General features: G+C 45.3%; 23 protein-coding genes and 2 other annotated features (1 of these 25 cut by a window edge). All 23 genes read right to left on the reverse strand.

The features are described 5' to 3' along the window. Window positions 1-44 precede the first annotated feature (44 nt). Window positions 45-3,626, reverse strand: a complete 3,582-nt coding sequence (gene rpoB / locus H2R00_RS14390; RefSeq protein WP_182069550.1) for a DNA-directed RNA polymerase subunit beta — start codon at window positions 3,624-3,626, stop codon at window positions 45-47. 250 nt (window positions 3,627-3,876) lie between these two features. Further along, a complete protein-coding gene (locus H2R00_RS14395) occupies window positions 3,877-4,482 on the reverse strand; it encodes a class I SAM-dependent methyltransferase (protein WP_154999853.1) in 606 nt (201 codons plus the stop codon). 139 nt (window positions 4,483-4,621) lie between these two features. After that, a complete protein-coding gene (rplL, locus tag H2R00_RS14400; RefSeq protein ID WP_003178305.1) occupies window positions 4,622-4,993 on the reverse strand; it encodes a 50S ribosomal protein L7/L12 in 372 nt (123 codons plus the stop codon). Between the two features lie 44 nt (window positions 4,994-5,037). Then, the gene (gene rplJ, locus H2R00_RS14405) at window positions 5,038-5,538 is read right to left on the reverse strand and encodes a 50S ribosomal protein L10 (protein ID WP_003178304.1); all 501 of its coding nucleotides are present in this window, start codon (window positions 5,536-5,538) and stop codon (window positions 5,038-5,040) included. Between the two features lie 69 nt (window positions 5,539-5,607). Then, window positions 5,608-5,749 (reverse strand) — a sequence feature (ribosomal protein L10 leader region). 50 nt (window positions 5,750-5,799) lie between these two features. Continuing rightward, entirely contained in the window at window positions 5,800-6,498 is a 699-nt protein-coding gene (rplA, locus tag H2R00_RS14410) for a 50S ribosomal protein L1 (RefSeq protein WP_043925496.1), read from the reverse strand. 100 nt (window positions 6,499-6,598) lie between these two features. Then, the gene (rplK, locus tag H2R00_RS14415) at window positions 6,599-7,024 is read right to left on the reverse strand and encodes a 50S ribosomal protein L11 (RefSeq protein WP_003178300.1); all 426 of its coding nucleotides are present in this window, start codon (window positions 7,022-7,024) and stop codon (window positions 6,599-6,601) included. Window positions 7,025-7,193: 169 nt separating this feature from the next. After that, window positions 7,194-7,727 carry a transcription termination/antitermination protein NusG gene (nusG, locus tag H2R00_RS14420; protein ID WP_003178298.1) on the reverse strand — a complete coding sequence of 178 codons (534 nt, stop codon included), beginning with the start codon at window positions 7,725-7,727 and terminating at the stop codon, window positions 7,194-7,196. A gap of 177 nt (window positions 7,728-7,904) precedes the next feature. Then, window positions 7,905-8,084: a preprotein translocase subunit SecE gene (gene secE, locus H2R00_RS14425; RefSeq protein ID WP_003178291.1), complete on the reverse strand. Its 180-nt coding sequence runs from the start codon at window positions 8,082-8,084 to the stop codon at window positions 7,905-7,907. Between the two features lie 35 nt (window positions 8,085-8,119). After that, on the reverse strand, window positions 8,120-8,269 hold the full coding sequence (gene rpmG / locus H2R00_RS14430; RefSeq protein ID WP_003178289.1) for a 50S ribosomal protein L33: 150 nt from the start codon (window positions 8,267-8,269) through the stop codon (window positions 8,120-8,122). 82 nt (window positions 8,270-8,351) lie between these two features. Then, window positions 8,352-9,023, reverse strand: coding sequence for an RNA polymerase sporulation sigma factor SigH (gene sigH / locus H2R00_RS14435; protein WP_003178288.1), 672 nt, complete (start codon window positions 9,021-9,023; stop codon window positions 8,352-8,354). Between the two features lie 63 nt (window positions 9,024-9,086). Beyond that, the gene (gene rae1, locus H2R00_RS14440) at window positions 9,087-9,599 is read right to left on the reverse strand and encodes a ribosome-dependent mRNA decay endonuclease Rae1/YacP (protein WP_020449848.1); all 513 of its coding nucleotides are present in this window, start codon (window positions 9,597-9,599) and stop codon (window positions 9,087-9,089) included. A 5-nt stretch (window positions 9,600-9,604) separates the two neighbouring features. Beyond that, window positions 9,605-10,354 (reverse strand): 23S rRNA (guanosine(2251)-2'-O)-methyltransferase RlmB, encoded by a 750-nt coding sequence (gene rlmB, locus H2R00_RS14445; protein WP_043925493.1) that lies wholly within the window; start codon window positions 10,352-10,354, stop codon window positions 9,605-9,607. After that, the gene (locus tag H2R00_RS14450; protein ID WP_003178284.1) at window positions 10,351-10,767 is read right to left on the reverse strand and encodes a Mini-ribonuclease 3; all 417 of its coding nucleotides are present in this window, start codon (window positions 10,765-10,767) and stop codon (window positions 10,351-10,353) included. The genes rlmB and H2R00_RS14450 overlap by 4 nt, the downstream gene beginning before the upstream one ends. A gap of 2 nt (window positions 10,768-10,769) precedes the next feature. Next, window positions 10,770-12,173, reverse strand: coding sequence for a cysteine--tRNA ligase (cysS, locus tag H2R00_RS14455; RefSeq protein WP_182069552.1), 1,404 nt, complete (start codon window positions 12,171-12,173; stop codon window positions 10,770-10,772). After that, entirely contained in the window at window positions 12,170-12,820 is a 651-nt protein-coding gene (gene cysE, locus H2R00_RS14460; protein WP_020449844.1) for a serine O-acetyltransferase, read from the reverse strand. Before cysE ends, cysS begins: the two co-directional genes overlap by 4 nt. Before the next feature lie 70 nt (window positions 12,821-12,890). Further along, window positions 12,891-13,122, reverse strand: a binding site (T-box leader). Continuing rightward, on the reverse strand, window positions 13,123-14,580 hold the full coding sequence (gltX, locus tag H2R00_RS14465; RefSeq protein ID WP_154999856.1) for a glutamate--tRNA ligase: 1,458 nt from the start codon (window positions 14,578-14,580) through the stop codon (window positions 13,123-13,125). Window positions 14,581-14,661: 81 nt separating this feature from the next. Continuing rightward, the gene (ispF, locus tag H2R00_RS14470) at window positions 14,662-15,138 is read right to left on the reverse strand and encodes a 2-C-methyl-D-erythritol 2,4-cyclodiphosphate synthase (RefSeq protein WP_152849939.1); all 477 of its coding nucleotides are present in this window, start codon (window positions 15,136-15,138) and stop codon (window positions 14,662-14,664) included. Next, window positions 15,131-15,826, reverse strand: coding sequence for a 2-C-methyl-D-erythritol 4-phosphate cytidylyltransferase (gene ispD / locus H2R00_RS14475; protein WP_182069554.1), 696 nt, complete (start codon window positions 15,824-15,826; stop codon window positions 15,131-15,133). The genes ispF and ispD overlap by 8 nt, the downstream gene beginning before the upstream one ends. Window positions 15,827-15,842: 16 nt before the next feature. Continuing rightward, window positions 15,843-16,931 (reverse strand): PIN/TRAM domain-containing protein, encoded by a 1,089-nt coding sequence (locus tag H2R00_RS14480; RefSeq protein ID WP_154999859.1) that lies wholly within the window; start codon window positions 16,929-16,931, stop codon window positions 15,843-15,845. Between the two features lie 130 nt (window positions 16,932-17,061). Then, the gene (gene disA, locus H2R00_RS14485; protein WP_182069556.1) at window positions 17,062-18,138 is read right to left on the reverse strand and encodes a DNA integrity scanning diadenylate cyclase DisA; all 1,077 of its coding nucleotides are present in this window, start codon (window positions 18,136-18,138) and stop codon (window positions 17,062-17,064) included. 3 nt (window positions 18,139-18,141) lie between these two features. Then, on the reverse strand, window positions 18,142-19,521 hold the full coding sequence (gene radA / locus H2R00_RS14490; RefSeq protein ID WP_154999861.1) for a DNA repair protein RadA: 1,380 nt from the start codon (window positions 19,519-19,521) through the stop codon (window positions 18,142-18,144). Window positions 19,522-19,600: 79 nt separating this feature from the next. Continuing rightward, window positions 19,601-22,033 carry an ATP-dependent protease ATP-binding subunit ClpC gene (gene clpC / locus H2R00_RS14495; protein WP_075752568.1) on the reverse strand — a complete coding sequence of 811 codons (2,433 nt, stop codon included), beginning with the start codon at window positions 22,031-22,033 and terminating at the stop codon, window positions 19,601-19,603. Then, window positions 22,030-22,903, reverse strand: partial view of a protein-arginine kinase McsB gene (gene mcsB, locus H2R00_RS14500; RefSeq protein ID WP_003178273.1) — the 3' portion only. 218 nt of this gene lie beyond the right edge of the window; 874 of the gene's 1,092 nt are visible here — the last part of the coding sequence; its start codon lies off the right edge, out of view; its stop codon occupies window positions 22,030-22,032. Before mcsB ends, clpC begins: the two co-directional genes overlap by 4 nt.

The raw sequence follows: 22,903 nt of genomic DNA on the forward strand, positions 1-22,903 counted from the left end.
TTTTATCTTCGGGTTATACCCTGTCACTTGCGTATATAATTCATTTATTCTTTTGTGACGACATCGCGTTCTACGTCAGCAGAAACGAACTCTTCGGACTCTTCATCATTCGGCAGAGAAAGGCCTTCGTTTTGTTTCGCGTCTTCGTCGTCTTCCAAGTCTCTCATTTCGATTTCTTCTTCGTCGCTTGATAGAATTTTGACGTCCATACCTAAGCTTTGAAGCTCTTTGATCAATACTTTGAACGATTCCGGAACACCAGGTTCTGGAACATTATCGCCTTTTACGATGGCTTCGTATGTTTTCACACGGCCTACGACATCATCCGATTTAACAGTCAGGATTTCTTGAAGCGTATATGCTGCACCGTAAGCTTCAAGCGCCCAAACTTCCATCTCTCCAAAACGCTGTCCACCGAACTGCGCTTTACCTCCGAGAGGCTGCTGAGTAACGAGTGAGTAAGGACCAGTTGAACGTGCGTGCAATTTGTCGTCAACCATGTGAGCCAGTTTGATCATGTACATGATACCGACAGAAACACGGTTGTCAAACGGCTCTCCAGTTCGGCCGTCGTAAAGGACGGTTTTTGCGTCCCTTGACATGCCGGCTTCTTCAAGCGTTTCCCACACATCTTCTTCACGGGCACCGTCAAATACCGGTGACGCGACATGGAGACCGAGGCGGCGTGCAGCCATACCAAGGTGAAGCTCCAACACCTGCCCGATGTTCATACGCGATGGTACGCCCAGCGGGTTTAACATGATGTCAATCGGCGTTCCGTCAGGCAGATACGGCATATCTTCCTCCGGAAGGATTTTCGAAATAACACCTTTGTTACCGTGGCGTCCGGCCATTTTATCCCCTTCAGAAATTTTACGCTTCTGAACGATGTAGACGCGGACGAGCTGGTTAACGCCCGGAGGCAGTTCGTCTCCGTCTTCGCGGTTGAACACTTTTACATCAAGGATGATACCGCCGCCTCCGTGAGGTACACGCAGCGACGTATCGCGGACTTCACGCGCTTTTTCCCCGAAGATGGCGTGAAGCAGGCGTTCTTCAGCTGTAAGCTCAGTAACACCTTTAGGCGTTACTTTACCAACAAGAAGATCTCCGTCTTTTACTTCAGCACCGACACGGATAATTCCGCGTTCATCGAGATTGCGAAGAGCGTCCTCACCGACGTTTGGAATATCGCGTGTGATTTCTTCAGGTCCGAGCTTAGTATCCCGGGCTTCTGATTCGTATTCTTCAATATGAATAGACGTGTATACGTCGTCTTTTACAAGGCGTTCGCTCATGATGATGGCATCCTCGTAGTTGTAGCCATCCCATGTCATAAAGCCGACCATGACGTTGCGTCCAAGGGCAAGCTCACCTTTTTCCATGGACGGACCGTCAGCTAAAATTTCACCTTTTACAACCTCATCACCGACACTTACGATCGGACGCTGGTTGTAGCAAGTTCCCTGGTTGGAACGAACAAACTTCAGCAGGCTGTATTTATCAAGGTTCCCTTTGACTTTCTGGCCGTCGACTTCTTCATAGCGGCGCACCCAGATGTTTTTCGCTTCCACCCGTTCAACGATACCAGGGTGGCGGCAAATAACAGCGGCACCGGAGTCTTTCGCAGACACATATTCCATTCCGGTTCCGACGATCGGCGATTCAGGCTGCATAAGAGGTACAGCCTGACGTTGCATGTTCGCTCCCATAAGGGCGCGGTTTGAGTCATCGTTTTCCAAGAAAGGAATACATGCAGTCGCGGCAGAGACAACCTGTTTAGGCGAAACGTCCATATAGTCGACGCGGTCTTTCGGAACAACGGTGTTCTCCCCTCTGAAACGGGCGACGATGCTGTCGTCCACAAAAGATCCGTCATCATTCAGGCGTGCGTTTGCCTGGGCAACGACATAGTTGTCTTCTTCATCAGCTGTCAAGTAATCGATTCTCGGCGTTACTTTTCCAGTCTCAGGATCAACGCGGCGATACGGCGTTTCGATGAAGCCGAAACGGTTCACTTTCGCGAATGAAGAAAGCGAGTTGATCAAGCCGATGTTTGGACCCTCAGGGGTTTCAATCGGACACATCCGGCCGTAGTGGGAATAGTGAACGTCACGGACTTCCATTCCTGCGCGCTCACGGGTCAAACCGCCCGGTCCGAGCGCTGACAGACGGCGCTTATGCGTCAGCTCAGCAAGCGGATTCGTCTGATCCATAAACTGAGAAAGCTGAGAGCTTCCGAAAAACTCTTTGATTGATGCGATGACAGGGCGAATATTGATCAGCTGCTGCGGCGTGATCGTGTTTGTGTCTTGAATAGACATTCTTTCACGAACAACACGCTCCATTCTGCTTAAACCGATACGGAATTGGTTTTGCAGAAGCTCTCCCACTGAACGGAGACGGCGGTTTCCTAAATGGTCGATATCATCGGTATCGCCCACTCCGTGAAGGAGGTTAAAGAAATAGCTGATGGAAGAGATAATATCAGAAGGTGTAATATTTTTAACGCCTTCTTCAATATAAGCATTTCCAATCACATTGATTGTCTGCTCCCCTTCTTGATCTGTCGGGGCATAGATTTTGATAGACTGAAGTGTCACTTCATCTTCGACAACTCCGCCGTTCGGATACAGCTTTTTAAAACCGATTCCGTTTTCAAGGTACGGCAGAACTTTGTCAAGCGTTCTTCTGTCTAAAATCGCGCCTTTTTCGGCAAGGATTTCGCCTGTTTCAGGATCGACCAGCGTTTCAGCAAGCCGCTGATTAAACAGTCGGTTTTTGATGTGAAGCTTTTTATTAATTTTATAACGTCCTACACTTGCAAGGTCATATCTTTTCGGATCAAAGAACCTTGAATCAAGCAGGCTTTTTGCGTTTTCTACTGTAGGCGGCTCCCCTGGACGAAGACGCTCGTAGATTTCAAGAAGTGCTTTATCGGTGTTTTCCGTATTATCTTTATCAAGCGTATTGCGCAAATACTCGTTTTCACCGATGAGATCAATGATCTCTTGGTCAGATCCGAAGCCAAGAGCACGCAAAAGAACCGTAACCGGCAACTTACGTGTGCGATCGATGCGTACGTAAACAACATCTTTCGCATCAGTCTCGTATTCTAACCATGCGCCACGGTTTGGAATGACAGTCGCGGTAAAACCTTTCTTACCGTTTTTGTCTACTTTACCACTAAAATATACACTTGGAGAACGAACGAGCTGAGATACAATGACCCGTTCCGCACCGTTGATAATAAAGGTTCCAGTGTCTGTCATAATAGGGAAATCACCCATGAAGACATCCTGATCCTTTACTTCGCCGGTCTCTTTGTTGATTAAGCGAACTTTAACCCGCAGCGGAGCTGAGTAGGTCACATCGCGCTCTTTTGATTCTTCTACCGGATACTTAGGCTCGCCCAAGCTGTAGTCGATAAATTCCAGAGAGAGGTTACCAGTGAAATCCTCAATTGGCGATATGTCTTGAAACATCTCTCTAAGACCCTCATCAAGAAACCACTGATAAGAAGAGGTTTGAATTTCAATGAGATTTGGTAATTCTAACACTTCGCTAATGCGTGCATAGCTTCTGCGCTGGCGGTGTCGTCCATACTGAACTAGTTGACCTGTCAACTGATTCACCCCTCAAATCATGCGTAATATATGTGTAACAAGCATTTCTTCCGCAAATATGTAAGAAATACTTTTACAAGACAAAAGAAAAAAGGGTTTCTAATTTAGAAAACCACATCCAAAAACAAAATACCGATTTTATTAGTGTTCCCAATAATGTATATTTTATACAAACCTAGGCGTTTCTTAAAAACAGCAGCAAAATATATACATTGGCATTTTATAATATTAACATAGCTGAAAATCCGAGTCAAACTTTTTTTGCTTTGATGATATAGTACCCTTTCTTTTTTTGAACGACTTCAACGTCCGCAAAAAGTTCTTTTAATTTTTCAATGGCAGAAGGCCCGCCTTGTTTTTTCTGAATGACGACCCACAGCTCTCCTGAAGGCCGCAAATGTTCAGCGCTTTTTTCAAAGATGGCGTGCACAGTTTTTTTCCCGGCGCGTATGGGGGGATTAGTAATAATAGAAGCGAATTTTTTTGCAGGTTCGACGTTGGCAAACAGATCACTCTGATAGATCTTTATGTTGTCGATCTGATTATTTAACGCGTTTTCCTTCGAAAGTTCGACAGCTCTTTCATTAACATCGATCATGTGAACCATTCGATCTTCGAAATCCGCAGCAAGCGAAAGACCAATCGGGCCATAGCCGCAGCCTACATCCAAAAAATCACCTTCTGCATCCGGTTCCCGGAAAGCTTCAATCAGCAGCCTTGAGCCAAAGTCCACTTCTCTTTTTGAAAAAACTCCGCTGTCGCTGATAAAAGTAAACGTCCGGTTTCTCAAGTGAAATGCCCACGTTGATCTGCTGCTTTTTGCTGAAGGTTTTTCCGAATAATAATGGTCAGTCATCACAGAACCTCCTCAGTTGGTGAACTCTCCAGATATCTTGAAACAAGATGGCTTATCTTATGCGGAAGGGACTACAATTAATTAGCAAAGAAAAAGCCCGCTTTTAAAAGCGAGCTTTCCCCTAAAGATTAGGTGAAGATTACTTAACTTCTACAGAAGCGCCAACTTCTTCAAGTTTAGCTTTAAGCTCTTCAGCTTCTTCTTTCGCAATACCTTCTTTAAGAGGTTTTGGAGTGTTGTCAACAAGTTCTTTAGCTTCTTTCAAGCCAAGACCAGTGATTTCACGAACCACTTTGATAACTTTGATTTTTTGATCTCCTGCACCAGCAAGAACAAGATCAAATTCAGTTTTTTCTTCAGCAGCACCGCCAGCAGCAGCTCCGCCAGCTACAGCTACAGGAGCAGCAGCAGTTACGCCAAATTCTTCTTCGATTGCTTTTACTAAGTCGTTCAATTCAAGTACAGTTGCTTCTTTAACGGAAGCAATGATTTCTTCGATATTTAAAGCCATTTGTAATTCCTCCATTTTGTTTTATTTTTTAGATACTGACAATATTAAGCGCCTTGTTCTTCCTTTTGTTCTGCAACAGCTTTAGTTGCAAGAGCAAGGTTGCGAACTGGAGCTTGAAGTACGCTAAGCAACATAGAAAGCAAGCCTTCGCGAGATGGAAGTTCAGCAAGAGCTTTCACTTCTTCTACTGTAGACACTTTGCCTTCGATTACGCCAGCTTTGATTTCAAGAGCTTCGTGCTTTTTAGCAAACTCGTTAAGAACTTTAGCTGGAGCGACAACATCTTCAGTGCTGAATGCAATCGCATTCGGTCCTGTTAAGAAATCGTTCAAACCATCAAGTTCAGCTTGTTCAACCGCACGGCGAGTCATCGTGTTTTTGTACACTTTGAACTCAACGTTAGCTTCGCGAAGCTGTTTACGAAGTTCTGTTACTTCAGCTACGTTAAGGCCGCGATAGTCAACGATGATCGTTGATTTACTTTCTTTCAGTTTAGAAGTAATTTCTTCAACAACAACTTTTTTTGTTTCAATTGCGCTGCTCATGGTTACACCTCCTGTAAGATTCATCTGTGTAACACTTATACCGTTCGGTGATCACGTTCTTTAACGACATGTTCCATATAAAAAGCCTCCATTCGACATGGAGGCTGTATATACAAGCATACGTAACGCTAGAGCTGTGATATATATACACCTCGGTAGGAAATTAAGCCTTATCGGCACCTACTGTCTACGGTATAAATGGACATATTTTATTTTTACAACGTTTTGAATTATATCAGAACGTCTTATCAAAAGTCAATATTATTTTACGTTGAAAGTTGAAGGGTCCACTTTGATTCCAGGTCCCATTGTAGATGTAACAGAAACGTTTTTCACGTATACACCTTTAGCAGCAGCAGGTTTCGCTTTCAAAATTGTGTCGTACATTGTCGCGAAGTTTTCTACAAGCTTGCCTTCTTCGAATGACACTTTTCCGATTGGAACGTGAATGTTTCCTGCTTTATCAACGCGGTATTCAACTTTACCCGCTTTGATTTCGTTGACTGCTTTTTCAACTTCAAATGTAACCGTTCCTGTTTTAGGGTTTGGCATAAGACCTTTTGGTCCAAGCACGCGTCCGATTTTACCGACTTCACCCATCATGTCAGGAGTCGCAACGATCACATCAAAATCAAACCAGCCTTGCTGAATTTTGTTGATGTAATCTGCATCGCCTACGTAGTCTGCACCAGCAGCTTCTGCTTCTTTCGCTTTTTCACCTTTAGCGAAAACAAGAACGCGCTGAGTTTTGCCTGTTCCGTTTGGAAGTACAACTGCACCACGGATTTGCTGGTCGTTTTTACGAGGGTCAACACCTAAACGGAATGCTGCTTCAACAGTAGCATCAAATTTAGCTGTGTTTGTTTTTTTCACAAGCTCAATCGCTTCGTTTACGTCGTAAGCTTTTGTACGCTCTACAAGCTTGGCAGCTTCGACGTATTTTTTACCTTTTTTAGCCATTTTAAAATTTCCTCCTTAGTGGTTTTAGCGGAATAACCTCCCACGAATAAGGGTTGCGAACTTGTCTATCCAAACTCGCAACCCAGCAAAGAGACAAAAATTAGTCTTCGATCACAATACCCATACTGCGGGCAGTTCCTTCAACCATACGCATAGCCGCTTCAACATCTGCCGCATTTAAGTCAGGCATTTTTGTTTCGGCGATTTCACGTACTTTATCGCGTTTAACAGTTGCGACTTTATTACGGTTAGGCTCACCAGAACCTGACTCAATGCCAGCCGCTTTTTTAAGCAATACAGCAGCAGGCGGAGTTTTTGTGATAAATGTAAATGAACGGTCTTCGTAAACCGAAATTTCTACAGGAATGATCAGACCAGCTTGGTCAGATGTACGAGCGTTAAACTCCTTACAGAATCCCATGATGTTAACACCGGCTTGACCTAACGCAGGACCAACTGGCGGAGCTGGATTCGCTTTTCCAGCAGGAATTTGCAATTTTACAACTTTAACTACTTTTTTAGCCACGAGACACACCTCCTTAAGTCCGTGATGTGGTAATAGGGTGAACCCTCCCACTCAAGGTCTCATTCTTTATATGAATGATGAAAATATCAAGCTAGCTGCCTTGGCCTTTTTGCCAAGACGCACCTTTGTATATTATCACTTTTATATAGTGATTTCAAGCGCTTTTCCATTACAATTTGTCAACTTGAGTAAATTCGAGCTCAACCGGGGTCTCTCTTCCGAACATATTAACAAATACTTTGACTTTATTTTTGTCATGGTCGATCTCTTCGATCGTCCCTGTGAAATCAGCAAACGGGCCGTCGATAACCTTGACGGTTTCTTTTAATTCAAAGTCGATTTCTGTTTTTCTTTCTTCAAGCCCCATCCGCTTCAGGATTTTTTCCGCTTCGCCCGGAAGCAGCGCAGTCGGCTTTGAACCTGATCCGGCAGAACCGACAAACCCGGTCACACCAGGCGTATTTCGAACAACATACCAGGAATCATCCGTCATGACAAGTTCGACAAGTACATACCCAGGAAATACTTTCTTTTTAACGACTTTTTTCTTGCCATTTTTAATATCGGTCTCTTCCTCTTCAGGTACAACGACGCGGAATATCTTATCTTGCATCCCCATCGATTCTACCCTCTTTTCCAAATTCGCTTTTACTTTATTTTCATAGCCGGAGTACGTATGAACCACATACCATTTCTTTTCCATTCTCATTCAGGACCCTTTCAGTCCTTCCCTCCCCACACCTTAAAAGTTTATTGGCCGTACCGGGAAACTGACGCTTTCTTTTATACGAGCCTCATATTTTGAAACAATGAAAAAACCCGTTAAACGGGTTTTTTGGCAAGTCATATTTAGATCTATTATAACACGTTATGCTGATCATTATTCAACTATTAAACGAATTAATTGCGTAATACCCGAATCGATGAGTGCAAAAAAGATGGCGAAAAAGATAACGGTGGTGATAACAGTGATCGTATAGCGCGTTAGTTCTTTTCCTTTAGGCCAGGTGACCTTTTTCATTTCTTTTCCGACATTCTTTAAAAATTTGATAATACCCATGGTAAGAAACCTCCACAACCTAAAAACAAAAACACCTATTTTGTTTCCAGATGTACTGTATGTGAATTGCAGTTATTGCAGTATTTCTTTACTTCGAGCCGTTCAGCCAAAGCTGCGGAGCTTTTCATTGTCGTATAATTACGATTTCCGCAATTTTTGCAGGCTAACGTTACTTTTTTCTTCATGTTTACACCTTTTTCTGGACGATCATTTCCTAAGTAACATATCACAGTCATAAAATGACTGTCAATATGCCATAAGCAGCGGCTACAAGCTGATTTCGCGGAGCTCCAGGTACTTTTCAAGCTTCCTTTTGACACGCTGGAGTGCATTATCGATCGATTTTACATGGCGGTTTAGTTCTTCGGATATTTCCTGATAGGATCTTCCGTCGAGATAGAGCGCAAGAACTTTTCTTTCTAAATCACTAAGCAATTCTCCCATTTTCAGCTCGATATCATCGAATTCTTCCTGATTGATGATCAGCTCTTCAGGATTCATAACCTTGGCTCCTGAAATCACGTCGAGAAGCGTCCGGTCTGATTCCTCGTCATAAATGGGCTTGTCCAGCGACACATAAGAATTGAGCGGAATATGTTTCTGGCGAGTAGCTGTTTTGATAGCGGTAATAATTTGGCGGGTAATGCATAATTCTGCAAAAGCTTTGAATGAAGTCAGCTTGTCCTCTCTAAAATCACGGATAGATTTGTAGAGTCCAATCATGCCTTCCTGAACGATATCTTCCCGATCAGCCCCGATTAAGAAGTAGGATCTTGCTTTTGCCCTTACAAAATTACGATACTTTGTAATCAAGTAATCTAACGCATCACTGTCTCCGACATGAACCATTTCAATGACCTGCTCGTCTTCCAACTGGCAAAAACGTTCTTTGCTGAACTGTTCTTTGCTGAATTTTCCCTGGTTGTTTTGTAAGTTCACTCCGATCCCCCCGACCGCACGTAGATAGAAATATTATACAGTAATGGACAAAAAAGCGTCAACCTAATCCAAGTCGCCACGCCGCCATTTTTCGAAGATTTTCAAGACATCTTCTGACAATGGAATTTTCCCTGCAGGACGTTCTGAGGTGATTTGTTTCACCCTTTTTTCGATTTGCCTTTCGATCGCTTCGACTTCCCTGAGCAGCTCCCTGGCCGATTTGCGCAGGGCCCCCTGGCCAAAAATCGCCCACTGCTCTGTGTAATCGGATGTGGCAACATGGAGTTGCGTCTGAATATTATTCAAGTCTGACACCAGTTTCTCGATCCGTTCATCAGCCGTTTCATTTTCCCTTGTAAATATCACTTCTACGCGATGATTGACCTTCTTTTTCTCGATTCCTTTAACGAGATGCGCATCAAAGACAACGATTACCCGAAATCCAGTATACGATTGATATTCCGCCATCTTCTGAATCAACAGGTCCCTTGCTTCTTCAAAACTGTTTTCTTTTAAATCTTTCAGCTGAGGCCATGCCCCAATCATGTTATAACCGTCGACCAACAGGATGTCCATTCCGTCTATTCTCCCAGAGGGCTTCGTTTCCGGTACACTTCATACATCAGCAGGCCGGCTGCAACTGAAGCATTCAGGGACGTGACTTTTCCCGCCATCGGCAGGCGAATGAGAAAATCACATTTCTCTTTAACAAGCCTTCCCATGCCTTTTCCTTCGCTGCCGATGACAAGCGCAAGCGGCATATTTCCGTCCAGCGACCTGTAGTCCTGTTGTCCAGACGCATCGGTACCGACTACCCAAATGCCCCGTTCCTTCATTTCTTCCAGGGTCCGCGACAGGTTGGTCACTTTGACGACCGGAATATGTTCGATGGCTCCTGTCGAGGCTTTGGCGACAGTCGTCGTAAGGCCGACCGCGCGCCTTTTCGGAATGATGATGCCATGCGCCCCGACCGCGTCTGCCGTGCGCATAATAGAGCCCAGATTGTGCGGATCCTCAATTTCGTCTAATACGAGGATAAACGGCTGTTCATTTCTGTCTTCGGCCTTTTGAAAAAGATCATCCAGCTCGGCATACTCGTAAGCCGCGACCTGGGCGACGACGCCTTGATGCTGTCCGGAAACCATTTGATCGAGTTTTTTTCTTGGGACATAATGAATCGTGATGCCTTTTTTGGCGGCGAGCTCGACGACTTGCTGAGCCTGTCCCTTCACTGTGTTTTCCGCCATCCACAGCTTATACAATTCCCGGCCGGACTTTAATGTTTCGATGACCGCGTTTTTTCCTATGACGTAATCATGCTGCTGACTCATTTGACTTCCTCCCTGCCATCCCGTTTTTCCAGCGCTGCTTTGATGAGTTCATTAAGCCTATCTTCCCTGTTCTCAAGAAAAAGATACCCGATGACCGCCTCAAAAGCCGTACTGTAACGATATGTTTGGACATCCGTATTTTTCGGTACCGTTCCGGATTTGGCATTCCGTCCTCTTCTCAGCACAGCCTGTTCTTCTTCGGTGAAAAATTCCTGCTCCTCCAGCGCAAACAGCATGCTTGCCTGCGACTTGGCGGAGACATAGCGCCTCGACTGCCTGTGCAGATCGTTGGGCCTTGTCATGCCTTGCTTTAAGAGGTGATGCCTAACGTATACCTCCAGCACGGCATCACCCATGTAAGCAAGCGCCAAACCATTCAGCTGTTTGGCGTCTTTAATGGTTTCCAAATTCATGTTTATGATTCTCCTCTTTTCCAGCGCGTACCCTGTGGAGTGTCCTCCAGGATAATATTCATGCTTTTCAGCTGGTCGCGAATCTGGTCAGATGTTGCAAAGTCACGGTTTCTGCGGGCTTCATTCCGCTTCTCGATCAGTTCTTCGATGTCCTTATCCAAAAGTTCCTGTTCCTTCAGGGAGAAACCGAGCACTGAGCAGATTTCATCAAACAGCTGTAGAAACGCCTGAATGACGTGTTCTGCAGTATTCTTTTCCTGCAGATAGTAGTTGGCGTGTTTGGCCAGATCAAACAGGACGGAAATTGCATTCGCTGTATTGAAATCATCATCCATTGCCGTTTCGAAGGCTTTTCGCTGCTCTTCGATTTTTTCAAGCCATTCTGAATCGCCCTCTGTTAAATTTGTACTGCTTTTCAGGCGATGCTGCAAATTGCTATAAGCTGTTTTTAGACGCCCAAAAGCGTTTTTTGTGTTCTCTAGAAGTTCGACCGAATAGTTGATCGGATGTCTGTAATGAACAGACAGCATGAAAAACCGCAGCACTTGGGGATCATGCTCTTTAATAATGTCATGCACGAGCACAAAGTTGCCGAGCGATTTTGACATTTTCTCATTATCGATATTAATGTAGCCGTTATGAAGCCAATATTTCGCGAAAGGCTTCCCTGTCAATGCTTCCGATTGGGCAATTTCGTTTTCATGATGCGGGAAGGCCAAATCCTGACCGCCGGCGTGAATGTCGATCGAATCGCCCAAATATTTTTTCGCCATCGCAGAGCACTCGATATGCCAGCCGGGACGGCCTTTTCCCCAAGGGCTATCCCATGAGATTTCGTTATCTTTAGCCGCTTTCCATAATGTGAAATCGAGCGCATCTTCTTTCTTTTCGCCCACTTGAATCCGGGCGCCTGATCTCAGTTCATCGACCGATTGGTGCGACAGCTTTCCATAGCCTTCAAACGATCTTGTTTTATAATAAACATCTCCGTCCGCCTCATAGGCATAGCCCTTATCGACCAGTGTCTGAATAAAATCGATGATCTCATCCATGTTTTCAGTGACTCGCGGATGGCAGTCAGCTTTTGTGCAGCCCAGTGAACCGACATCTTCGAAGTATGCCTTAATAAAGCGGTCGGCGATGACCGGCACTTCCTCTCCAAGCTCATTTGCCGCTTTAATTAATTTATCATCAACATCTGTAAAATTGGAGACATATTGGACGTCATAGCCTTTATACTCTAAATACTTTCTAACCGTGTCAAACACGATTGCCGGCCTTGCGTTTCCGATGTGGATATAGTTATATACGGTCGGACCGCACACATACATTTTGACCTTGCCTTCTTCAAGAGGCACAAACGGCTCTTTTTTTCGTGTGAGAGTATTATACAGTGTTAGTGTCACAGCTCATCTTCCCTTTCTTTTCTCCGGAGCTCTTGTTTCAGCTGCCTGATTTCGTTTTCTAATTCTCTGAAGCGGTCAGCAACCGGATCCGGCAAATCCTGGTGGTTCAAGTCACGTCTGATTTTCTTTCCGTTTTGTACGACGACGCGGCCCGGGATGCCGACAACGGTGGAGCATTCAGGCACATCGTGCAGGACGACGGAGCCGGCGCCGATTTTCGCCCCTCTTCCGATTGTAATGGATCCAAGCACTTTTGCCCCTGTTGAGATCAGGGCATGGTCCTCGATTGTCGGATGCCTTTTGCCTTTTTCTTTTCCTGTTCCCCCAAGCGTCACGCCCTGAAAAACCGTAACATTGTTTCCGATCTCACAGGTTTCGCCGATCACAACCCCCATGCCGTGATCAATGAAAAATCTCCTGCCGATCTTGGCACCCGGGTGAATTTCGATTCCCGTAAAGAAGCGGGCGATTTGAGAGATCGTTCTGGCGATGAAAAACCTTTTTCTTTTATATAAAGCATGTGCAATTCGATGCGCCCATATAGCATGTAAACCTGAATAAGTTAAGATGACTTCAATGTAGCTTCTCGCAGCTGGATCTTGGTCAAATACGACGTCTACATCTTCTTTCAGCATTTTAAAGAACACATGATTCCCCCCGTTCCCCGCTTCCTTTGTCTCTATTGTCAAACCATATAAAAAAACGCCTCTGTCTAATGACAGAGACGCTTTTTGACGCGCGGTTCCACTCTGTTTAGAAAACAGCACAGCTGTTTTCTCAACTCTCATCCATAACGGCGGATACCGCCTTTGAATACTTGTTATAAAAACGTTCTTCAAAGGTCTCAAGAGGTGCATTTCTAAAACCCGGCGCTTAAGTCTTTTCCAGCCGATGAAGACTCTCTCTTTAAAGGCCCTGGCTTTATACTTATCCCTGTCAACGATTTATCTTATTGAATAATGTTATTCAGCCGTTTTAAAACGGTGTCTTTCCCCAATAATTCAATGGACTGAGGCAGTTCAGGACCGTGGGTCTGGCCTGTCGTCGCTACGCGGATCGGCATAAACAGCTTTTTCCCTTTATGTCCTGTTTCTTTTTGAACGGCTTTGATGGATGCCTTGATCTCATCTGCCGTAAACGAGTCAAGCTGCTCAAGCTTTTCAGCAAATACGCGAAGCACTTCCGGAACCTGCTCTTCTTCTAAAACTGTTCTTGCTTCACGATTATACTGGATATCATCTTTAAAGAACAACTCTGTTAACTCGACGATTTCAGCACCATAGCTCAACTGTTCCTGATATAGGGAAATCAACTTGCGAACCCATTCCTGTTCACTGCCTGAAAGCTCTTCCGAAACCTTGCCCGCTTTTTGCAAATGCGGCACGGTCAATTCGATCACCTGATCAAGATCAAGTTTTTTCACATACTGGTTGTTGACCCATTTCAGTTTATGCGTATCAAACACCGCTGGTGATTTTGACAAACGGTTTACATCAAATATCTCAATAAACTGTTCTTTTGTAAACAGCTCTTCTTCTCCGACCGGAGACCAGCCGAGAAGAGTGATGAAGTTAAACAATGCTTCTGGCAAATAGCCGAGCTCTTCGTACTGTTCGATAAACTGAATGATGGACTCATCACGTTTGCTCAGTTTTTTGCGGTTTTCATTGACGATTAATGTCATATGTCCAAATGCCGGGATATCCCAGCCAAGGGCGTTGTAAATCATGATCTGCTTCGGCGTATTGGAAATGTGGTCTTCGCCGCGCAGGACATGCGTCATTTTCATTAAATAATCATCGACCGCCACCGCAAAGTTGTAAGTAGGGGTTCCGTCTTTCTTTACGATAACGAAGTCGCCGATGCCGTCTGTTTCAAAAGAAATTTCTCCTTTGACAATGTCATTGAAGCTGATGACTTCTCCTTGAGGCACTTTAAAGCGGATGCTCGGCTGTCTTCCTTCAGCTTCGAGCTTTTCCTGCTCTTCTTTTGTTAAATTGCGGCACTTGCCGGAGTAGCGCGGCATTTCTCCGCGGGCAGCCTGTTCCTCACGCTCTTTCTCAAGCTCTTCTTCCGTGCAGTAACATTTGTAGGCAAGCCCTTTTTCAAGAAGCTCCTCGTAATATGTTTTGTAAATGTCGTTTCTTTCGGATTGGCGGTATGGTCCGTATTCTCCGCCGACATCCACGCTTTCATCCCAGTCGATGCCCAGCCATTTTAAATAGTTAAGCTGGCTTTGCTCTCCGCCTTCAATGTTGCGCTTTCGGTCCGTATCTTCAATGCGGATGATGAATTTTCCGCCTTGGCTCCGGGCAAACAAATAATTAAAAAGAGCGGTTCTGGCATTTCCGATATGTAAATGGCCTGTTGGGCTTGGCGCATAACGAACCCGAACTTCGTTTCCCATCTGTCTAACTTCCTTTCGTCTCTAGCAGAGTTCAAATTTATTTCCTATTCTATCATCAAATGAACCTGTCTTCAAAATGAATTATGCCTTTTGGAGCAGAACGGAAGCCTGGGCGGCGATTCCTTCGGCTCTTCCCGTAAATCCGAGCTTTTCGGTTGTAGTCGCTTTAACGTTAATTTGGGAAATTTCCGCCTCAAGCCCTTCGGCAATTCTGGCTCTCATGTCTTCGATATATGGCGCCATTTTAGGTTTTTGGGCGATGATTGTACAATCCAGGTTCCCGAGCGTATAGCCTTTTTCCTTCACAATCATCCAGACGTGACGAAGGAGTTTAAAGGAGTCGGCATCTTTGAATTCAGGGTCGGTATCCGGAAAGTGTTTTCCGATATCGCCCTCGCCGACGGCACCGAGACATGCATCCGCAATCGTGTGCAAAAGCACATCGGCATCTGAATGTCCGAGAAGGCCTTTTTCGTAAGGAATCGTAATTCCCCCGATAATGAGCGGCCTGCCTTCCACTAGTTGATGGACGTCAAATCCTTGGCCTATTCTAAACATGTTCATTCCTCTTTTCCGCTTCTAATATCGCTTCTGCGACAAGCAAGTCATCCGGGGTCGTCAGTTTGATGTTTTGATAATCCCCTTGAATGATTGCAACCGTCCCTCCGGCTTCCTCGACCAGACTGGCGTCGTCCGTACCGAGGAAACCTTTTGCTTCAGCCTCAAGGTGAGCATTCATCAGAATAGAAAGACGAAAAGCTTGTGGGGTTTGAGCGGCCCACAAGCTTGAACGTTCAATCGTTCCGGCTACCTCACCGTCTTGAACGCGTTTGATCGTATCTTTAACAGGAACGGCAACGATGGCTGCCCCTGTTTTCTTCGCTTTCTCGACAAGCTGTTCGATATATTCCCGTTTAATAAAGGGTCTTGCTCCATCGTGAACGAGGACCGTTTCCTCTTTGCCGGCCGCTTTAATACCCGCAAATACGCTTTGCTGGCGTTCTCTTCCGCCCGGCACCATCTCGATCGGAGTCGTAAAATGATAGGTTTTTAAAAGGGTGCTGAATTCACCGAATTCCTGTTCATTGATGACAAGAATGATCCTTTTGCAGGCATCATGGTTTTCAAACACCTTTAATGTATGAATAATCACAGGTATTCCTTTCGCCTCGATAAACAGTTTGTTTTTCCCGGCATTCATTCGTTTACCTTGTCCGGCGGCAGGAATGACGACTTCATAATTCATTTTATTTCTCCCTTTTTTAAAGCGCCTTTTCCAGCAGTTTCGGCTTGGCGAATATCATTCTGCCTGCCGCTGTCTGCAGCACGCTGGTCACGAGCACGTCGATATGTTTGCCGATATAATTTCGCCCTTCTTCCACGACAATCATCGTGCCGTCGTCCAGATAAGCCACGCCTTGATTATGTTCTTTTCCGTCTTTGATGACCTGCACCTTCATTTCTTCTCCCGGAAGCACGACAGGTTTGACGGCGTTGGCAAGGTCGTTGATATTCAATACGGCAACCTTTTGGAGCTCGCATACTTTGTTCAAATTGAAATCGTTTGTGACGACAACGCCTGAGGTCAATTTCGCCAGTTTGACAAGCTTGCTGTCGACCTCTTGAATTTCTTCAAAATCGCCTTCATAAATTTCAACTTTGATATCGAGCTCTTTCTGGATCCGGTTTAAAATATCCAGTCCTCTCCGCCCTCTGTTTCGTTTAAGGACGTCTGAAGAGTCAGCGATATGCTGCAGCTCCTCAAGCACAAACTGAGGAATCACAATGACGCCTTCAAGAAATCCGGTCTGACAAATATCAGCAATTCTCCCATCTATAATAACACTTGTGTCTAAAATTTTCAGCTTTTTGTCTTCTTCCGGACGCTCTTCCTCAGCAGAACCTTTTTTCTTTCTTGATGTGAAAAGTGTCAGCATTTCATCCTTTTTCTTGAAACCTACACGGAATCCGAGATAACCGAGAAATGCGGCCAACACAATCGGAATAACCGTGCTGATCAACTGATAAGGGATGTCTTTTAACGGAATGACGTTGACGATAAGATAAGCGAGCATAAGTCCGAAGATTAATCCCAAAGAGCCGAACAATAAATCTGAGACAGGTGCTTTGATCAAGGAATCCTCAATCTGTTTCACCCAGTTGATGACATGATCCGCACACCAGATGCCCAGAAGAAAAAAGATGATAGCTCCTAAACAAGCGGACGCATACGGGTTTGTTACTAAAGGTATGTCCTGTGCATTTAACAGTACAAACAATTCCGGTATGAGAAATATACCGATAACGCCTCCCAAAATCGCAAAGAACGCTTGAACTATTCGTTTTAACATACCTTCACCTCCTTTAAATAATCGTTTTAATTTTTATGAATGCAGCTGTTTCAACCTGAAAAAGGGAAAACAAAAAGTAAGAATAATATACCCATAAATTGCAAATTTTAATCACTTCTAGAAAATTTTCTCACAGCTGCCTGTCAGTATAATGTTTCTCCTGAAGTCTCTTTAACCCTTTCTTTATCTTTTGGGCACGAACAGCCCCAATTCCTTCCACTTCATCCAAATCTTTTACATCCGCTTCGATAATGAGCTTTAAATGGCCGAATGCTTCGACAACATTTTCGACAATCGGCATCGGGAGACGGGGGATTTTGTGAAGAAGCCTGTAACCTCTCGGAAAAACGTATTCTTCCATGTTCGTAGTTGCTGAATAACCTAAAAGCTTAAGGAGAATCGCGTCATCCAGCAATTCGAAACTCGACATATCCTGAAGCTGTTTCAGCAGAACAAACGGGTCTTTGATTTTTTCTCTCACATAATCTTTAACGAAGAGCGCCGCTTCCTGCTCCATATCGGTGATCAGTTCGCTAACCTGGAGCCTGATGAGATGGCCTTCTGTTCCAAGCTCTGTAATATACATATTAATTTCATTTTTGATTCTGAGCACCATTTCATATCGATGCAGAACGGAGATGACATCCCCAAATGTAACAAGCTCTTCAAACTCCAGCGCATTCAAATTAGAAATCGCATGGTCCAAAATAAGTTTGTATTTTTCGAGCGTCTGAATCGCCTGATTGGCTTTTGTTAAGATAAAGCCGATATCTTTGAGTATATATTTCATATTTTCCTGATAGAGCGTAATCACATTCCGCCTTTCAGAAATCGCAATGATCAGACAGCCGGTCTGCTTTGCCACACGCTCGGCTGTTCTGTGCCTCATACCCGTCTCAGAGGAGGGAATGGTCGCCTCAGGCATGAGCTGCGTATTGGCATAAAGAATTTTTTGCCCTGAATCGCTGAGAATAATCGCCCCGTCCATTTTAGCCAGCTCGTACAGGTGAGCCGGAGAGAAAGAAGAATTGATGTGGAATCCTCCGTCAACCACTTCTTTCACTTTATCGTTGAAGCCGACCACGATTAATCCTCCTGTTTTAGCCCGAAGGACGTTTTCGATTCCTTCGCGAAGAGGCGTGCCAGGGGCGACAAACTGCAATATTTCTGAAAGATCCTGTTTCGCTCCTTTTTTGTCTTTTTCCATATATTACGATCCTCCTAATGAAGCTCGAAGGGCCTCAGCTACATTTTCAACGCCGACGACTTCAATTCCTTTCGGCTTTGTCCATCCTTCCACATTTGCAGAAGGAATAATCATTCTTTTAAAACCAAGCTTCGCCGCTTCCTGCACTCTCTGTTCTATCCTTGATACTCTGCGGACCTCCCCTGTCAAGCCGACTTCTCCGATAAAACAATCCGTCGGTTGAGGCGGGGTGTCTCTGAAGCTTGAGGCGATGCTCACCGCAACGGCGAGATCAATCGCCGGCTCGTCCAGCTTGACGCCGCCGGCGACTTTCAAATAGGCGTCTTGATTTTGCAGGAGCAACCCAACCCTTTTTTCTAAAACCGCCATCAGCAATGAGACGCGGTTATGGTCAATTCCGGTTGCCATCCTGCGCGGATTTCCAAAACTCGTGGGGGAAATCAGCGCCTGAATCTCTACTAAGACCGGCCTCGTGCCTTCCATTGAGGCCACGACACTCGATCCGGCTGCTCCCGCCGAGCGCTCTTCGAGAAAGATTTCCGACGGATTCAACACCTCTGTCAGGCCCTCTTCCCTCATTTCAAAGATTCCCATTTCATTCGTTGATCCAAACCTGTTTTTGACTGCTCTTAAAATCCGAAATGTATGATGGCGCTCACCTTCAAAGTAAAGAACGGTGTCGACCATATGTTCCAGAAGTCTCGGTCCGGCAATCGAACCTTCTTTTGTGACATGCCCGACGATAAATATCGGAATCCCTTTCGTTTTTGCAATTCTCATCAGCTCAGCGGTGCATTCCCTGACCTGGGACACGCTGCCCGGAGCGGATGTGATATCACTTTGGTAAACAGTTTGAATCGAATCAACCACCACGAATGATGGATTCATCTCTTCTATAGAAGACGTAATATACTCCATATCGGTTTCAGATAAAACGTGGAGAGTGGGACTGTTGATGCCTAGACGGTCTGCTCTCAGCTTTGTCTGCTTGACCGATTCTTCACCTGAGATGTACAGGACATTTTCTTTTGAATCAGCGAGCTGAGCAGATACTTGAAGCAGCAAAGTTGATTTTCCGATGCCGGGATCGCCTCCGATTAAAACGAGTGAACCTTTGACAATACCGTTTCCCAAGACGCGGTTGAATTCGCCCAGTTTCGTTTTAATTCGCGGCTCTTCTGTTGTTTCGATTGAAGTGAGAGGTGAAGGCTTTTGCACGGTTTGAACGGAATGTGAAAAAGCGGTTCTTCTGTTGGCGGCGGGTTTTTTTATCGTTTCTTCCACCATGGTATTCCATGTGCCGCATCCGGGGCACTTCCCCATCCACTTGGCAGATTCGTAGCCGCATGAGTGACAAATGAATTTAGTCTTTGTTTTAGCCATTGATTTTTCAAAACGCTCCCTTTATAAGAAAGTGAGGCATACTGATGAACATCGTATGCCTCTTTCTTTTGTCTCTATATTAGTTCGTTTTAGCTTCGGTTTTTACGACAAATTCTCCGTCTTCTACATCCAAAACAATATGCTGGCCTTTTTCAATATGGCCTTTCAGGAGCTCTTCAGACAGCCGGTCTTCCACGTGTTTTTGGATTGCTCTTCTGAGAGGACGCGCCCCGTATTCGAGATCCACGCCTTCATCGGCAATTTTTTCTTTAGCCGCTTCAGTCAACTCAATTGAAAGATCCTGTTCTTTCAGACGCTTGGTCAATTGTTCTGACATGAGGGATACAATATCTTTCAAATGTTTTTTCTCCAAAGAGTGGAAGACGATAATTTCATCAATCCGGTTGATAAATTCAGGTCTGAAGGCGCGTTTTAATTCACCCATGACTTTGTCTTTCATATCTTTATAATTCTGGGTTTCATCCTGCACATTAAACCCGACGTATTTATTTCTTCTCAGTTCGCTCGCACCGACGTTTGATGTCATGATCAAAATCGTATTTCTAAAGTCGACCGTGCGCCCTTTTGAATCAGTCAGGCGGCCGTCTTCAAGCACTTGCAGCAAAATATTGAAGACATCAGGGTGAGCTTTCTCGATTTCGTCAAGCAAGACGACGGAATACGGTTTTCTTCTCACTTTTTCAGTGAGCTGTCCGCCTTCATCATAACCGACATATCCCGGAGGGGAACCGACGAGTCTTGATGTTGAATGTTTTTCCATGTACTCGGACATATCGATGCGAATCATTGCTTCTTCATCGCCGAAAATGGACTCGGCAAGTGCACGGGCAAGCTCTGTTTTTCCTACGCCGGTAGGGCCGAGGAAAATAAACGAACCGATAGGACGTTTTGGATCTTTTAAGCCGGCACGCGCGCGTCTGACTGCTTTTGCCACCGCAACGACGGCTTCATCCTGGCCGATAACACGGGAATGAAGAATGCTCTCCATGTTCAGCAATTTGTCTGTTTCAGTCTGCGCAATTTTAGAAACCGGCACTCCGGTCCAGCTTGATACAACCATTGCAATATCGTCGACGGTCACTTCGGAATTTTCTTGACCCTGCTTTTCTTTCCATGTTTTCTTGGTTTCTTCGACCTGTTCACGCAGGCGCTGCTCCGTATCTCGTAAAGATGCTGCTTTTTCGAATTCCTGGCTTTGGACAGCGGCATCTTTTTCTTTCCTTACTTCATCAAGCTTTTGTTCAAGCTCTTTTAAGTTAGGAGGCGTTGTGAATGAACGCAGGCGAACTTTTGAACCGGCTTCATCGATTAAGTCGATCGCCTTGTCAGGTAGAAAACGATCCGAAATGTAGCGGTCTGACAGCTTCACTGCCGCTTCGATCGCTTCATCTGTAATCGATACGCGGTGGTGGGCTTCATAGCGGTCTCTGAGCCCTCTCAATATTTGAATGCTTTCTTCAGGAGACGGCTGGTCAACCTGAATCGGCTGAAAACGCCGTTCGAGTGCAGCATCTTTTTCAATGTATTTGCGGTATTCATCAAGGGTTGTTGCTCCGATGCATTGCAGCTCTCCGCGCGCCAGCGACGGTTTAAGGATATTGGAGGCATCGATGGCCCCTTCCGCTCCTCCGGCTCCGATGAGAGTATGCAGCTCATCAATGAAGAGGATGATATTTCCCGCTTGACGAATTTCGTCCATCACTTTTTTCAGGCGGTCTTCAAATTCACCGCGGTATTTCGTACCGGCAACAACCGTTCCCATATCAAGCGTCATCACGCGCTTGTCGCGTAAAATCTCCGGTACTTCATTATTGATGATCTGCTGGGCCAGACCTTCGGCAATCGCCGTTTTACCGACACCGGGCTCTCCAATTAATACAGGGTTGTTTTTCGTTCTGCGGCTCAGCACTTCAATTACGCGCTGAATTTCTTTGCTTCTGCCGATCACGGGATCAAGGCTGTCTTCTTTTGCAATCGCCGTGAGATCCCGGGCAAGACTGTCTAAGGTTGGTGTATTGGCATTGCTGTTGGCGCCTGAAGCAGCGCCACCGCTCTCATTGCTCCCCAACAGCTGCAATACTTGCTGTCTCGCTTTGTTTAAGCTGACGCCTAAATTATTCAGCACCCTTGCCGCAACACCTTCCCCTTCACGGATTAAGCCGAGGAGGATGTGTTCTGTTCCAACGTAGGAGTGGCCAAGTTTTCTTGCTTCATCCATCGCCAGTTCGGTCACTTTTTTGGCTCTCGGCGTGTAATGGATTGATTGTGACATCTCTTGCCCGCGGCCGATGAGGCTTTCTACTTCTTTTTGAATCTTGTCAGGGCTGAGTCCTAATGCCTGCAGCGCTTTTGCAGCAATTCCTTCTCCCTCGCGGACAAGGCCGAGGAGAATATGTTCTGTTCCAATGTTATTATGGCCCAGACGCAGAGCTTCTTCTTGAGCAAGCGCCAATACTTTTTGTGCTCTTTCTGTGAATCTTCCAAACATCATATTGTTTCATCCTCCTGTCTATTGCCGTTGTTTTCTAGTTTCAGGCGCTCCCTGATAAGAGCAGCCCGCCTGATGTCCCTCTCGTTTGGCCTTAGGGCTCCTCCTGAATATTGCTGGAGAAATCCAGGCTGTGTCAGGATCATCAGCTCATTAAGTATATTGCTGGAAAGACCTTTTATTATCCCCAGGTCAATTCCAAGACGAACGTCTGAAAGACATCTTGCTGTTTCTTTCGACTCGATCATCCGGCAATTGGACAGTACGCCGTAAGATCTGTAGACGCGGTCTTCAAGCTCGATTTGTGAAGTCTGATAAAGCGCCTTTCTTGCTGAACGTTCTTGTTCAATCAGCTGAGCTACGACGCTGTTCAGATCTTCGACAATGTCGTGTTCCGATTTACCAAGGGTAATTTGGTTGGAAATTTGAAAGATATTCCCTAATGCTTCGCTGCCTTCACCGTAAATTCCTCTAACAACAAGCCCCAATTGGTTAATTGCCGGAATAATTCTGTTTATTTGCCTAGTTAACACTAAAGCAGGAAGATGCATCATGACAGAAGCTCTAAGCCCGGTTCCGACATTTGTAGGGCAGCTGGTCAAGTAGCCTCTTTGTTCTGAAAAAGCATAGTCGATCCGGTCTTCAATCCAATCGTCCACCTGATTTGCTGCTTTCAATGCTTCTGACAGCTGAAATCCCGGGAACAGACATTGAATGCGAATATGATCTTCCTCATTCAGCATAATACTCACTTCTTCATTTTCAGAAAGAAGGCATGCGCCAAAGGAAGCTTCCGTCAAATGCGGACTGATCAAATGTTTTTCTACAAGAACCCTTTTTTCCAAAGGCTGCACCTGATCCATTTTCACAAGC

Origin of the sequence: Bacillus haynesii (genome assembly GCF_014042035.1) — a bacterium.
Taxonomy (GTDB): domain Bacteria; phylum Bacillota; class Bacilli; order Bacillales; family Bacillaceae; genus Bacillus; species Bacillus haynesii.